The 13931-nt window shown below is 73.5% G+C and carries 14 protein-coding genes; 5 read left to right on the forward strand and 9 right to left on the reverse strand.

Going from position 1 to position 13931, the window contains the following annotated elements; all coding sequences use genetic code 11:
- Nucleotides 1-156: 156 nt before the first annotated feature.
- A complete protein-coding gene (locus ITJ55_RS11840) occupies nucleotides 157-552 on the forward strand; it encodes a VOC family protein (RefSeq protein WP_194595494.1) in 396 nt (131 codons plus the stop codon).
- A gap of 434 nt (nucleotides 553-986) precedes the next feature.
- Here ITJ55_RS11840 and ITJ55_RS11845 read toward each other — a convergent pair whose 3' ends face one another.
- Together ITJ55_RS11845 and ITJ55_RS11850 are read right to left on the reverse strand one after the other, a co-directional pair.
- On the reverse strand, nucleotides 987-2021 hold the full coding sequence (locus tag ITJ55_RS11845; RefSeq protein WP_194595495.1) for an NAD-dependent epimerase/dehydratase family protein: 1035 nt from the start codon (nucleotides 2019-2021) through the stop codon (nucleotides 987-989).
- A gap of 8 nt (nucleotides 2022-2029) precedes the next feature.
- Entirely contained in the window at nucleotides 2030-2302 is a 273-nt protein-coding gene (locus ITJ55_RS11850; RefSeq protein ID WP_056262728.1) for a mycoredoxin, read from the reverse strand.
- An 83-nt stretch (nucleotides 2303-2385) separates the two neighbouring features.
- Between ITJ55_RS11850 and ITJ55_RS11855 the strand changes: the two genes are divergently transcribed.
- Nucleotides 2386-4143: a pyruvate dehydrogenase gene (locus ITJ55_RS11855; protein WP_194595496.1), complete on the forward strand. Its 1758-nt coding sequence runs from the start codon at nucleotides 2386-2388 to the stop codon at nucleotides 4141-4143.
- A gap of 138 nt (nucleotides 4144-4281) precedes the next feature.
- On the opposite strand, the gene ITJ55_RS11860 is transcribed toward ITJ55_RS11855, so the two are convergent.
- A complete protein-coding gene (locus ITJ55_RS11860; protein ID WP_194595497.1) occupies nucleotides 4282-5664 on the reverse strand; it encodes a phosphotransferase in 1383 nt (460 codons plus the stop codon).
- 75 nt (nucleotides 5665-5739) lie between these two features.
- On the opposite strand from ITJ55_RS11860, the gene ITJ55_RS11865 reads away from it, so the two are divergent.
- Nucleotides 5740-7413 carry a CYTH and CHAD domain-containing protein gene (locus ITJ55_RS11865; RefSeq protein WP_194595498.1) on the forward strand — a complete coding sequence of 558 codons (1674 nt, stop codon included), beginning with the start codon at nucleotides 5740-5742 and terminating at the stop codon, nucleotides 7411-7413.
- Nucleotides 7414-7492: 79 nt separating this feature from the next.
- Here ITJ55_RS11865 and ITJ55_RS11870 read toward each other — a convergent pair whose 3' ends face one another.
- The 5 genes from ITJ55_RS11870 to ITJ55_RS11890 form a co-directional block, all read right to left on the reverse strand.
- Nucleotides 7493-8032 carry a DUF1697 domain-containing protein gene (locus ITJ55_RS11870; protein WP_194595499.1) on the reverse strand — a complete coding sequence of 180 codons (540 nt, stop codon included), beginning with the start codon at nucleotides 8030-8032 and terminating at the stop codon, nucleotides 7493-7495.
- 5 nt (nucleotides 8033-8037) lie between these two features.
- Nucleotides 8038-10146: a S9 family peptidase gene (locus tag ITJ55_RS11875; RefSeq protein WP_194595500.1), complete on the reverse strand. Its 2109-nt coding sequence runs from the start codon at nucleotides 10144-10146 to the stop codon at nucleotides 8038-8040.
- A 20-nt stretch (nucleotides 10147-10166) separates the two neighbouring features.
- Nucleotides 10167-10493, reverse strand: coding sequence for a hypothetical protein (locus ITJ55_RS11880; protein ID WP_194595501.1), 327 nt, complete (start codon nucleotides 10491-10493; stop codon nucleotides 10167-10169).
- Nucleotides 10494-10594: 101 nt separating this feature from the next.
- Nucleotides 10595-11125 (reverse strand): hypothetical protein, encoded by a 531-nt coding sequence (locus tag ITJ55_RS11885; protein WP_056262753.1) that lies wholly within the window; start codon nucleotides 11123-11125, stop codon nucleotides 10595-10597.
- Between the two features lie 78 nt (nucleotides 11126-11203).
- The gene (locus tag ITJ55_RS11890) at nucleotides 11204-11557 is read right to left on the reverse strand and encodes a hypothetical protein (protein ID WP_056262757.1); all 354 of its coding nucleotides are present in this window, start codon (nucleotides 11555-11557) and stop codon (nucleotides 11204-11206) included.
- Between the two features lie 51 nt (nucleotides 11558-11608).
- Between ITJ55_RS11890 and ITJ55_RS11895 the strand changes: the two genes are divergently transcribed.
- Both ITJ55_RS11895 and ITJ55_RS11900 read left to right on the forward strand, forming a co-directional pair.
- Nucleotides 11609-12106 (forward strand): 8-oxo-dGTP diphosphatase, encoded by a 498-nt coding sequence (locus tag ITJ55_RS11895; RefSeq protein WP_194595502.1) that lies wholly within the window; start codon nucleotides 11609-11611, stop codon nucleotides 12104-12106.
- A 130-nt stretch (nucleotides 12107-12236) separates the two neighbouring features.
- On the forward strand, nucleotides 12237-12536 hold the full coding sequence (locus ITJ55_RS11900) for a hypothetical protein (RefSeq protein WP_194595503.1): 300 nt from the start codon (nucleotides 12237-12239) through the stop codon (nucleotides 12534-12536).
- A gap of 37 nt (nucleotides 12537-12573) precedes the next feature.
- On the opposite strand, the gene ITJ55_RS11905 is transcribed toward ITJ55_RS11900, so the two are convergent.
- Nucleotides 12574-13923 (reverse strand): ABC transporter permease, encoded by a 1350-nt coding sequence (locus ITJ55_RS11905; protein ID WP_194595504.1) that lies wholly within the window; start codon nucleotides 13921-13923, stop codon nucleotides 12574-12576.
- Nucleotides 13924-13931: the final 8 nt, after the last annotated feature.

Genomic DNA, 13931 nt, shown 5'->3' on the forward strand with positions numbered 1-13931 from the left:
CACGCATCGATCGTCTCGGGTGCCGGAGGACTCCGACATCGAATCGGGCCGCCCTGTGGACGGATTCGGGGGACGAACGAACCGGGGACGAGAGGCCCCTCCCAGGAGGCGCGAGTTCGGTGGCCGGAGAACACCCGACCACCGAAGGAGCACCCCATGCCCGAACTGTCCGGCTACGCCCACGTCGCCATCACCGTCTCCGACCTCGACGCGAGCCTCGCCTTCTACGAGAAGCTGCTCGGAGCCGGCCCGGTCGGCCGCATCGAGCTCGACGGCCTCGACCGTCGCATCTTCTCGGTCGGCAACGGGCAGATCCTCGGCGTCACGGCCTACACCGACGGCTCGTCGGCGGCCTTCGACCCGACCGTGCCCGGGCTCGACCACATCGGCCTCGCCGTCGGCGACCGCGACGGCGTCGTCGCCTGGCAGCAGCACGCGACGTCGGTCGGCATCGAGTCCGACCTGCAGGACGTCGACTTCGGCCACGCGCTGATGATCAAGGACCCCGACGGCAACCAGATCGAGTTCTTCGCCCCGCCCGCACAGAGCTGACCCGGGCTGCCTGCCCGGATCGCACCGCGATCCGTGCGCCGCACCGCGACTAGATCGTGTGCGCTGCACGAAACGGGGTGCCTAGGTGTGGGGGCGGTGTCCTCGGGACTCGCCGGACCGGGCCGCCTGCCGAGAGCGCACCGCGTTTCGTGCGCCGCACCGCGACTAGATCGTGTGCGCTGCACGAAACGGGGTGCCTAGGTGTGGGGGCCTTGTCCTCGGGACTCGGCGGACTGGGCCGCCTGCCGGGGTCGCACCGCGTTCCGTGCGTCGCACCGCGACTAGATCGTGTGCGCTGCACGAAACGCGGTGCAATCTCTAGCGGGCGCGACGTGCAACGTGCGACGGACGGAGGGCGGCGTGCGGGGTGCGGCGTGCGGCCTCAGCGGCGGCGAGCGGCGCGCGGCCTCAGCGGCGGGGTGCGGCGTGCGTCCTCAGCGGCGGCGGCGGGCGGCGGCGAGCAGGTCGCGTTCGTCGTCGGGCTCGAGCCCCGCGCCGTGGGGGCCGGCCGGGCCGGGACGCGAGCGCTCCCAGGCGAGGGCGTCACGCAGCGTCTCGTCGACGGGGCGCGGCACGAGACCCGCGGCGCGACCCGCGCCTCCTGACCGGGCTCCGAAGCCCGCGTGCGTGGCGACCGGCACCCAGAGCGGCAGCGACCACGGGCCCGCCCACGGGTTCACGCCGTGGGCCTCGAGCCAGGCCTCGTCGACCGGGACGACCTCACCCGTGTGACCCGCGACGCGCCGGGCCGCCGTGAGATGGTCGGCCAACGACTGCCGGTCGCCCACCGCGTCGATCGTCCCCGAGAGCCCGCGTTCGACCGAGGCGACGACCCACGACGCCAGGTCGCGCACGTCGATCGGCTGCACGTCGAGGCCGGGGACGTCGAGCACGAGCACCGGGTCGGGCTCGGTCGCCGCGGCAGCCCGGGCGAAGCGCAGCGGCCACCACCCGGTGCGGCCCGTGTGGTCGCCCGGCCCGCCGATCAGGCCCGCCCGGACGATCAACGACCGCTCGCGGCCGAATGCCCCGACGACGGCCCGTTCGGCGGCCACCTTCGACCCGCCGTAGTCCGACTCGTCACCGTCGACGAGCGCGGCGGACTCGTCGGCCCCCGGCGTCGCCGTGTCGGCGTACACGCTGACGCTCGACACGAACACGGAGGAGGCGCCGGCCGGTTCGAGCACCGAGACCGCGTCCCTGACGTGCGAGGCGTCACGACCGAGGTCGACGACCGCGTCCCAGCGCTGCCCGCCCGCGACCACGGGGTCGTACGCCCCGGCGGTGCCCCGGTCGGCACGCACGAAGCGGGCGCCGGCCGGCACCGCACCGGACGACCCGCGGGCGAGACAGGTGACCTCGTGGCCGCGGGCGAGCGCGGCGGAGACGATCTCGCCGCCCAGCCAGGCCGTGCCGCCCAGCACCAGCAGGCGGAGCCGCCGCGGGGCCGACCCGGCAGCGAGGAGCACGTCGGCGCTCAGACGCCGAGCTTCGCCTGCACGTCGGCGAGGGACGGGTTGGTGGCCGTCGAGCCATCGGGGTAGATGATCGTCGGCACGGTCTGGTTGCCGTCGTTGACGCTCTGCACGAGCTCTGCCGTGCCCGGCACCTCTTCGATGTTGATCTCGGTGTAGCCGATGCCCTGCTTGCCCAGCTGTTGCTTGAGTCGGGCGCAGTAGCCGCACCACGACGTGCTGAACATGGTGATGGTGCCGGCCTCGGGGACGTACGTGCTCGCGATGTCACTCATGTGCCCAGGTTAAGCCCGGTCGGCGGTGAGCGCCGGGGGAGTTGGCTGGGAGGCGCTCCAGCACGCTCCACGAAGGGAACACCATGGCAGACACGGTCGCCGACCAGATCATCGCCCAGCTCGTCACCGCCGGGGTCCGGCGCATCTACGGCATCGTCGGCGACAGCCTCAACCCGATCGTCGACGCGGTGCGTCGCACCGGCGGGTCGGCGAAGGGCGGGATCGACTGGATCCACGTCCGCAACGAAGAGGCCGCGGCGTTCATGGCCTCGGGCGACGCCCAGATGAGCGGCGAGCTCGCCGTCTGCGCCGGGTCGTGCGGCCCGGGCAACCTGCACCTGATCAACGGCCTGTACGACGCGAACCGCAGCCGGGCCAAGGTGCTGGCGATCGCCAGTCACATCCCGAGCGCGATGATCGGCTCGGACTACTTCCAAGAGACCCACCCCGACCGCCTGTTCGTCGAGTGCTCGGGCTACAGCGAGATGATCTCGACGGCCGAGCAGTCGCCGATGGTCGTCGCGAGCGCGATCCGTCACACGCTGGCGGGCGAGGGCGTCAGCGTCATCACGCTGCCCGGCGACATCGCCGAGCTCGACGCCGGCGGCAAGGTGCCCGCGTACGTGGCCGTCCGGCCGCCCGAGCTGGTGCCCGACCGGCACGACGTCCAGGCCCTGGCCGACGCCATCAACCAGGCCGACACCGTCGCGTTCTTCGTCGGCGAGGGCGGGCGCGGCTCGCACGACGAGATCATCGCGCTGGCCGACCTCGTCGGCGCCCCGATCGGGCACAGCCTGCGGGGCAAGGACGTCATCCAGTACGACAACCCGTTCGACGTCGGCATGACCGGCCTGCTCGGCTACGGCGCCGCGCACGCCGGCATCCACGACGCCGACCTGCTGGTGCTGCTCGGCACCGACTTCCCCTACCCGCAGTTCCTGCCCGACGCCTCGAAGGTGACCATCGCGCAGGTCGACGTCGACGCCGCCGTGATCGGTCGCCGCGCCGACGTGCAGGTGCCCGTGCACGGCGCGATCGCCCCGACCGTCCGCGCGCTGATGCCGCTCGTGAGCCGCAAGAAGAACCGGAAGTTCCTCGACAAGACGCTCAAGAAGCACGACAAGCTCATGACCGGCGCGGTCGGGGCGTACACGAAGAACGTCGAGAAGATGCGGCCGATCCACCCCGAGTACGCGGCCTCGCTGCTCGACGAGGTCGCCGCCGACAACGCCATCTTCACCGCCGACACGGGCATGGGCAACGTCTGGGCCGCCCGCTACGTCACGCCCACCCCGCGCCGACGCATCTTCGGTTCGTACCTGCACGGTTCGATGGCCAACGCGTTGCCGCACGCCCTGGGCGCCCAGATGGCGTACCCCGACCGCCAGGTCGTGTCGATCTCAGGTGACGGCGGGCTCTCCATGCTGATGGGCGAGCTCGTGACGGCGCAGATGTACCAGCTGCCCGTCAAGATCATCGTGTTCAACAACTCGACGCTGGGGCTCGTCAAGCTCGAGATGCTCGTCGACGGGTTCCCCGACTTCGGCGTCGACGTGCCCTACACGGACTACGCGGCCGTGGCCCGGGCGATCGGCATCCACGCAGTGCACGTCGACGACCCGCGCGACCTGAGGGCGGCGTACGAGGCGGCCTTCGAGCACGACGGCCCGGCGCTCGTCGACATCGCCACGGACCCCAAGGCGCTCTCGCTGCCGCCGACCATCACGGGTGCGCAGGTGAAGGGGTTCTCGCTCGCCATGTCGAAGATCGTGATGAACGGCGGGGCGGGCGAGGCCGTCGCGATGGCACGCACCAACCTGCGCAACGTGCCGCGTCCCTGATCAGGGCACCGCGCCTCCTGCGCTCTCGTCCGTCGAGGACGCAGGAGGCGCGGGGCACGATCCCGGGGACGTCTCGCGACGGCCCCGATGCGGCTCAGCCGGCCGCGGTCGCGCCGTCGACGGCCGGGCGCTGCCGGCCTACTGCGCGCTGCCGGCCGACGGCGAGCTGTCGGTCACGGGCGCGCTTCGCGCCGCGAGACGAGCCACCGCTGCAAGGGGGATGTCGATCCAGTCGGGTCGGTTGCGGCTCTCGTAGATGGCCTCGTAGACGGCCTTGTCGATCTCGAACGCGTCGAGCAGGGCGCGGGCGGCCCGGACGTCGACGCCGGACGACGCGACGTAGCCGTCGACGAACGCCCGGCGGGCGTCGTGGGCCCAGGCCCCCGCGTCGACCGGGACGTCTTCTTGGGCGAGCGAGCCGGCGACGTAGTCGAACGACCGCAGCATGCCTGCGATGTCGCGGATCGGCAGGTCGGGGCGCGAGCGTTCGGGCATCGGCCGCAGGGGCTCGCCCTCGAAGTCGATCAGCATCCAGCCGCGTTCCGGCGACAGCAGGGCCTGGCCGAGATGCAGGTCGCCGTGGATGCGCTGCAGATCGGGCCAGTGCAGGTGCTCGGCGGCGTCGTAGACCGCGCCGATCGCCTCGGCGTGCTCGGCGATGCGGGGCACCTCTCGGGCGGCCGTCGTGATGCGACGCCGCATGCTCGTCAGGGCGCCGGCGATCTCGTCGTCGCCCGCGGGGACCGTGCCCAGGTCGGCCGCCAGGGTCGCGTGCACCTCGGCGACGGCGACGCCGAGCGCGTGGGCCTCGGCCGTGAAGTCGGTGCCGGCGGCCGCGGCCGTCAGGGCCACGCGCCAGGCGTCCTCGAGGCCGGGCAAGAACTCTTGAGAGAAGGCGAGGTGCCCGGTCGCCGTGCCGCCGTCACGCCCGACGTCGGGCCAGGTCGCTCGCAGCGAGCCGAACGACGAGGGGACGTGCGTCGACCCACCGCGGGTGAGGGACGCCTGCGTGGTCACGTCGGGGTTGTCGCCGTGGTGCAGCACCCGGAACACCTTGGCGATGACCTGGTCGACCGGGCCGCCCTCGACGTCGTACACGATCGACGTGTTCGACTGCTCGCCCGAGAGCACGCGCGAGCGGCGCACCTGCCCGGGGTCGACGATGCGCGTCCCGTCGACGGTGACGTCGGCGCCGACGACGTGCGACTCGGCGGACATCGTGCGCAGCAGCTCGCGGGCGTAGGCCGGGTCGTGCGGCCCGTCGTAGAGGTACCGCCCGTCGGCCGAGCCGATGAAGGCCGCGTCACCGCCGGGCAGGGGCGTCGCACGGCTGACGAGGGGCACCTGGTAGAGCACGGGGACGTCGGCGGCCTCGTCGATGATCAGCAGTGTCATCGCGAGGGCGTCGTCCACCTCGGCCTCGAACGAGCCGATCACCCGCAGGGCGGGCGTCCGTCCCTTCGTCGCGTACCAGCGCTGGCGCGCCATCCATCCGGCAAGACTCGGGGCCACGTCGCTCATGCGACGACCCTACGCCGGGGCGGCCCCCGAGGCTCGGCTGACGGCCGACCGGCTGGCCCGACTACAACGGAAGGCATGAGCCACGCCGCCCCCCGCCGCACCGAACAGACCGAGATCGAGCGCAAGTACGACGTCCACGAGAGCGCCGCCGTGCCCGACCTGGTCGGGGTCGGCGGCCCCGACCTCGCCGTCGCGACGGTCGAGCGCGACGACGCGGTCGAGTTGGCGGCCACCTACTGGGACACCGTCGACCACACCTTGCTCGGGGCGCGGACGACCCTCAGGAGGCGCGAGGGCGGAGGCGACGCCGGCTGGCACCTCAAGCTGCCGCCGTCGGCCGGCACCGCCGGGCGCCGCGAGGTGCACTGGCCCCTCGGCGGGCCCGACGAGACCGTGCCGGACGCCCTGCGCCGACTGGTCGAGGCCCGGCTGCGGGGCCGGCCCGTCCACCCCGTGCTGCGGCTCGGGACGACGCGCACGGTGACCCGACTGCTCGACGACTCGGGTCGGGCACTGGCCGAGGTCGCCGACGACGTCGTGCGCGCCTCGAACCCGGACTCGGCGTCGTTCCGCACCTGGCGCGAGTGGGAGGTCGAGCTGGCGCCGGGCGTCGACGGCGCGGAGGGCGAGCGGCTGCTCGACGCGGTCGCCGACCGGCTCGAGGCGGCCGGGGCGTCGGTGTCGTCGTCGAAGTCGAAGCTCGCGCGAGGGTTGGGGGCCGAGCCCGCCGGTGCGGTCGGGCCGGCGGCGGGCCCCTCGGCGGCGTCCTCGGCCGGAGACGGATCGGGTGGGGCCGCGTCGTCGACCCCGTCCACCGCGCCCGGGCCCACGGCGCCTCCGAAGAAGAAGTCCGCCGCCGCGTTCGTCACCTCGACCGTGGCGGGGTTGCGCGACGAGCTGCTCGCGGTCGACGCCGCCGTGCGCGACGACGAGCCGGGCGCGGTGCACCGGCTCCGGTCGACCGCTCGGCGACTCCGGGCCGTGCTGACGGTCTGGGACGGCGTCCTCGACCCGGGGCTCGCCGGCGCGGTCGTCGCGGGTGCGGCCCACGTCGGCCACGTGTCACGGGCCGCCCGCGACACCGAGGTGACGAGGGGCCGGGTGGCGACCCGCGCCTCCTCGGCTCCGACGGGGTTCGTGGCCGTCCAGGCCACCGGCCGGCTCGAGGCCCGGCTCGGCGAACGACTGGCTGAGGCGACGGGCGACGTGCGCCGGTTGCTCGACTCGCGCGCCTGGTTCGACCTGCTGGACGACGTGGACGCCCTGGTCGCGGCTCCGGCGACGGGGCCACACGCCGCGGACCGGGCGGCCGAGCTCTCGGCGACCCGGCTGCGAGCCGAGCGGAAGCGTGCCACGAAGGCCGTCCGGGCGGCCCTCGCGAGCGCGGACGCGTCGGGCGGTGCGAGTGCGGACGCGTCGAGCGGTGCGGGCGCGGGTGCGGGCGCGGACGACGTGTCGAGCGACCTGCGGCACGCGCGCACGGCGGTCCGGCGGCTGCGGCAGGCGCTCGAGGCCGACCGTGCCCGCAGCGGGTCGGGCCGTCGGCAGGCGCGCCGGGCCGAGGCCGTCCAGGACGCCCTCGGTGAGCACCGGGACGCCCTGGCCACCGTGCGGACGATCCGCGAGGTCGCCGGCGTCGCCCACCGGTCGGGCGAGGACTCGTTCGGCTACGGGGTGCTGGCGACGCTCGAGGTCGCCAGGGCCCGGGAGGCGCGGCGCCGGTTCGAGCGAGCCGCCCGACGGCTCTGAGTCGGCGGGGTCCGCCGCGGCCGGGCCGGACCCGGTCGCGTGACGCCACGCTCGCGTCGCGACGTGCCCGGAGGACGGGTCACCGGGCGCGGCGGGCGAGCAGGGCCTCGATCTTGCGCACCGTGGCGTCGTTGCGGGCGGTCACCGCCGTCGGCAGGGCGCGCCACCAGGCGGCCGGCACCCGCGAGGCGAGCACGCCCGACGGCAGCCACTGGTAGACCGCGTCGGGGGCGACGACGACCTCTTCGTCGCCCAGGTCGACGGCGGGAGGCGCGACCCCCTCGAGCGCGCCCGGCACCTCGGCGAACGCCACCGACAGCAGCTTCGGCTCACGACCGTCGCGGCGGAGCGGGTTCGCCGCGGCCAGGTGCCCGAACCGGTCGGCCCCGAGCAGCACCAGGTCGGCGTCGACGCCGGTCCCGCGGGCGATCGCCGCCTGCAGCCCCGACGCGTCGCCCGAGCCGAGCACGGACGACGCCCCGAAGACCAGGTTGCCGCTGTTCAGCAGCGTCTCGGGCCGCTCGAAGCCGAGCTCGGTGGCGATGCGGCGCAGGTCCGCCATGGCCACCCGCTTGGCGGTGCCCACGTTCACGCCCCGCAACAGGGCGACGTGGTCCACGACGGTCAGGCGCGCCCGAGCACGTCGAGGATCCACGCGATCTCGAAGGCCCGCTCATGCCACGACTCGTACCGTCCGCTGACGCCCCCGTGCCCCGCCGACATCTCGGTCTTCAGCAGCACGGGTGCGCCGACCTCACGGAGTCTCGCCACCCACTTGGCGGGTTCGACGTAGAGCACCCGGGTGTCGTTGATCGAGGTCACCGCGAGGATGCGCGGGTACGTCACGTCGTCGCGGACGTTCTCGTACGGGCTGTAGCCGCGCATGTACTCGTAGACCTCGGCGTCGTGCAGGGGGTCGCCCCACTCGTCCCACTCGATGACGGTGAGCGGCAGGTCGGGGTCGAGGATGCTCGTCAGCGCGTCGACGAACGGCACGGCCGCCACGATGCCGGCGAACCGGTCGGGCGCGATGTTCGCCACGGCGCCCATCAGCAGGCCGCCGGCGCTGCCGCCTTCGGCCACCATCAGCTCGGGCGTCGTGCGCCCCTCGGCGATCAGGTGGTCGGCGACGGCCACGAAGTCGGTGAAGGTGTTCTTCTTCGTGAGGGTCTTGCCGTGCTCGTACCACGACCGGCCGAGCTCGCCCCCGCCCCGGACGTGCGCGACGGCGAACACCACGCCGCGGTCGAGCAGCGACAGCCGGGCCACGCTGAAGCCCGGGTCGATGCTGTGCTCGTACGAGCCGTAGCCGTAGAGGTGCACCGGCGACGGGCCCTCGGCGGGCACGGCGTCGCGACGCCAGACGAGCGAGACGGGCACCCGGGTGCCGTCGGCGGCCGTCGCCCACTCGCGGGCCTGGTCGTAGTCGGCGGGGTCGTAACCGCCGAGCACGTTCTGCCGCTTGAGCAGGTGACGCTCGCCCGTGCGGACGTCGAGGTCGTAGACGGTCGACGGCGTCACGAACGACGTGTAGCCGAACCGGACCGTCGGCTGGTCGAACTCGGGGTTGCCGCCGGCCCCGGCGGCGAAGAGCGGCTCGTCGAACCCGACCTCGGCGACCTCGCCGTAGCCGTCCGGGCCGAGCGGCACCACCGCGAAGCGCGGCAGCGCGTCGCGGCGGTACTCCACGACGAGGTGCCCGGCGAACGCGTCGACCGACTCGAGCCGGACGGAGGTGCGGTGCGGCACGATCACGCGGCGGTCGGTGGTCGAGGTGGGGTCGTCGGCCGGCACGTCGACCAGCTCGAAGTTCTCGGCCCCGTCGTTGTGGACGATCAGCAGGCGGTCGCTGCCGGCGACGATCGCGTGCTCGACCTCGTACTCGACCCCCTCGTGTCGCGGCCAGACGACCCGGAACTCGCCCGTCGGGTCGGCGGCGTCGAGCAGCCACGTCTCGCTCGTGATCTTCGAGCCGACGTCGACGACGAGGTACTGCCGGCTGCGGGTGAGCCCCACGCCGATCCAGTAACGGTCGTCCGTCTCGGTGAACACCGTGACGTCGTCGCCCGGCTGCCCCACCTCGTGCCGCCAGATGGTGTCGGGGCGCCACGATTCGTCGACGGTCGGGTAGAACACGTACCGGCCGGTGGCGTCGAAGAGCGCGCCGGCGGCCGTGCCGGTGACGACGTCGTCGAGGTCGGCGCCCGACGCCAGGTCGCGGATGCGCAGGGTGTAGCGCTCGTCGCCCTCGACGTCGACGGCGTAGGCCAGCAACGTGCCGTCGGGCGAGACGTCGAAGCTGCCGATCGAGAAGAAGTCGTGGCCCTCGGCCTCGACGTTGCCGTCGAGCAGCACCTGCTCGCCGTCGGCGGGCTCGCCCGCCTCGATCGTCGGGGGCGTCCAGTCGTCCGGGCCCGAGATCGGCGCACGGCAGTGGATGCCGTACTGCTGCCCCTCGGCCGTGCGCGAGTAGTACCACCACGAGCCCTCTCGGACCGGGACGCCGAGGTCGGTCTCTTGCACCCGGCCCTTGATCTCGTCGAAGACGCTCTGTCGCAGGTCGGCGAGGTGGGCCGTCTCGGCCTCGGTGTGCGCGTTCTCCGCCTCGAGGTGCGCGACGACCTCGGGGTCGTCCTTCGCGCGCAGCCACTCGTAGTCGTCGACGAAGTCGTGACCGTGGTGCGAGCGGGTGACGGGCTTCTGGGGGGCGCGGGGGGCGGGAACGGAGGCCATCACCCGAGCCTAACGGCGGCTCAGATCGAGCGGTCGCTCGCCGTGATGCCGCCGAGGGGCGGCACGACCGGGTACTCGTCCGAGGCGACGTGCACGTCGGCCGGGCCGGGGGCCTCGCCCTCTCGCGCCTCGTCGATCGCCTGCTCGGGGGTGCCGGCCTTCTCGGCGGCGGACTCGGAGTGCGTGCCGGGGACGGTGATCGTCGCGTCCACGTCGTGGCCGGCCGGGCCGGCCGGGCCGGGCTGCACGTCGGCTGCGTGGTCGTGCGCGGCTGCCTCGTGGTGCGCGGTTGCCTCGTCGCCCGGGGCGGTGGGGTCGGGGGCCGGGGTCTCGTCGCGGTCGCTCATGTCGGGGACGCTACCCGCGCCTCCTCGGTCGCGTCCGTCGGCGGCGACGGCGGTGCCGACGGTGCCGGTGGGCGTCAGCGGGCGTCCGCGGGCGTCGGCGGTCAGTCGTCGACCGGCAGCACGGTCGTCGGCGCGGTCAACCCCTGCACCGTGGCGCCCAGGTGGGCCTCGCCCGGTTCGAGGTCGGAGATCGACCGGCGGTCGGAGCGCAGCCGTCGCACCGAGGCGTTCAGCCTGGCGTGCAGCTGCATGAGGTGCAGGCGGTAGCGCTCGGGGGAGTCGTCGCTGTCGTCGAGGAAGGTGTTGCAGGCGAGGGTCATCTCGTTCAGCACCGGCAGTGCGTTCGACCGGGGGCGCAGGGCACGCCGGGCCCGCCGGATCTCGCCGCGCAGCGCGGAGATCGAGTGCCGCGCCTGTTCGAAGACCGGGTCGAGGGCCCGGGGGTTGGGGCTGAGCCGCGGCGCCACCCGGCGCAGCACCCGGCGGAAGTGGATCTCGGTGATCAGTTCGTTGAGGGCCGAGGCCTCTCGCCGTCGCGACTCGATCAGCCGCACGAGCAGGTTGGAGGCGAACGCCGCCCCGGCACCCACGAAGGCACCCACGGTCACCGTCACGACGTCCCACCAGCTCATGGGGCCACGCTACGGCGCACCACCGACAGGCACGCGCCCGACCGGCCGCCGGACCGCCCGACCGGCCGAACCCTGCGCTCAGCGCGAGGCGTCGTCGAGCCGCCCCATGAGCGACCAGACCGCGCGCGACAGCTCGGGGTGCCAGAGCGCGATGGTGCGCAGGTAGCCGAGCTCGTCGGCGAGCCCGAGGCCCGTCGCGGTCGGCACGCCGTCGATGCCGAGGGCGTCGGCCCGCAGCGAGATGACGACCTGTTCGTCGACGGTGGGCAGGCCGGGAATGACGTCCCACGGGTCTTCGCCGTTGCGGCAGCGCAGTTCGATGAGGGCGGACAGCTCGTCGTGGGCCTCGGCACGCAGCACCTCGAGGCTGCGACCGGCACCGCGGAACTCGGGCCCGGGGCGTCGCCTGCCGCTGGATCGTGCGTCGGACATGACGACGAGCCTACGCGCGACGTCCGACGCCGAGGCCGGTAGCCTGCCGTCATGCCGGTCTACCGCGTCTGCGTCACGTATCTGATGCGCGAGCACGAGGGGCGCGCGCAGGTGCTGCTCGGTCGCAAGAAACGAGGGCTCGGCACGGGCCACTGGGTCGGGCTCGGCGGCAAGTTCGAACCCGGCGAGGGGGCCGAGGAGGCGGCGGTCCGTGAGATCGCGGAAGAGAGCGGCGTCGAGGTGGCCGCCTCCGACCTCGAGCGGCGGGGTGACCTGCTCTACCTCTTCCCGCACCGCGAGAGCTGGAGCCAACGCTCGACGGTCTTCGTCACCACGACCTGGAGGGGCGAGCCGGCCGAGAGCGACGAGCTCGCGCCGCGCTGGTTCGGCCTCGACGAGCTGCCCCTGGGCGAGATGTGGGACGACGCGTCGCACTGGCTGCCGGGCGTGCTCGCCGGGGGACACGTCGCGCGGACGTTCGTCTTCGCCGCCGACCTCGCCTCGGTGGCCTCGGAGGGCGTCCTTCCCGCCGAACACGCCGGTCCGTGAGGGGTCGGCACCCGGACGGGTGCCCCTCGCAGAGGGGGGCGCGGCGCGGCGCGGGCCCCGCCTAGGGTCGGACCCGAAGCGGATCGCGGGGGACACCCCCGTCCGTCCGACGGATCTCACGGGGAGCGACATGACCAGCTACGACGGCCTGACCCTGACCCCGACGCGCGGTCTCTCGCGCACGACCGTCCCCGCCGCCCGGCGCGTGATGCCCGTCTGGCTGCCGATGGCGGCGTGGGCCCTCGGCCTCGTCGCCGTCGTGGTCGGCGCCGCGTTCGGCGGCACCTTCCTCGTCCTCTCGAGCTTCGCCGTGATCGCACTGGTCGCCGGCATGGCCGTCACCGCCGCCCGGTGGCGTCGGGTCGAGCGCCTCGCCGAACTCGAGCTGGCCGAGCGTCGCGCATCCGCGGCGGAGACGCAGCTCGTCTGACGCCCGACCGGCACCTCGTCATCGTGCCGGCACCTCGTCAGCGTGCGGGACGGTCGTCCCGCACGCGCGACGACGACGCGACGCGGTCGCTCGCCACGACCCGGACCGGCCGCGTCGAGAGGTCGTCTCCCTCGAGCCCGCCGGGCGCCCCGAGGAACATGTCGCCCCGCTCGGCCGGGTCGCCGAGGTCGTCCCGTTCGTCCACGGGGATCGTGTTGATCGTGCCCGTGTCGGTGGCCACCAGGCCGTGACGGGCGAGGACCTCGTCGCGCTCCCGGGTCAAGAACTCGCGGTTGGCGTTCTGGGCGTCGGCGAACATCGTGGTGCGGCCCGACACGATCCGTGCGATGCGCCGGTTCTCCCACCAGCGTTTGCCCACCACCATCAGCACGACGCCGAGCGCGGCGTAGCAGAGCATCATCGTGACGCCTCGTCCGTAGCCCGGACCCACGCCGTAGAGCACCCGCTTGAGCATCTCGGTGATGCCGCTGCCGACCACCACGGCGTTGAGCCAGGCGAACGGCTGGGGCATGAACCAGGCCGGGTAGGCGGCCCCTGACGACGGCATCGACAAGAAGACGAAGACGATCATCGCCGGCAGCGCCACGAAGCGGCCCACGAAGTAGCTGATCCCGTTGACCGCCAGACCGATGGCGATGATCCAGGCCCAGGCGATGAAGAACAGCGGCACGAAGTGCCCGTCGACCGCGCCGATCACGGGCCCGGCCAGCACGTTCGTCACGAGCGAGATGACCCCGCCCCCGACGCCGATGACCGTCATGCGCGTGCGGTGGCGCAGCGGTGCACCCATCAGCCCGATGAACATGGCCACCATGTAGCCGCCGATGCACCACGAGAGCATGAGGTACATCGACACGGTGCCGTACTCGTCGTTCGCGGGCAGGGGGGCGAGGTCGGTGACGGTGGGCGTGACGCCCTCGGCCTCGAGCACCGGCGTCATCGTCGCGGGGATCAGCGCGGCGACCTGGTACTGGTGGGCGCTCGCGGTGTAGATGGTCGTGTCGGACGGGTCGTAGGCCACGGCGACGTGGCCGGCGAGGACCGCCTGCTCGGCCTCGTCGGCCGAGGCGTAGGTGCGCACGTCGATCACGCCGGGCCGTGCGTCGTCGAGGCTCGCCTGCAGCTCGGCGGCGACCGAGGACGATCCGACGACGGCCACGGGGACGTCGTGCGGGTGGGGTGCGTGGAAGGCCGCGATGTAGCAGAGGCAGAAGCCGACGATGAAGAAGAGCGGCAGCCAGAGCTGCAGGCCGATCAGCTGCAGGGACGGGTGCAGGGTCGAGTACCACCGGCGGTAGCGCCCGAGCTCGGGTTTGGCCGGCCCGCCCACGTCGCCGGTCGCCGTCTCGTTCGTCGTGGTCGCCACCGTGCCGT

Origin of the sequence: Frigoribacterium sp. VKM Ac-1396, from assembly GCF_015350895.1 — a bacterium.
Taxonomy (GTDB): domain Bacteria; phylum Actinomycetota; class Actinomycetes; order Actinomycetales; family Microbacteriaceae; genus Frigoribacterium.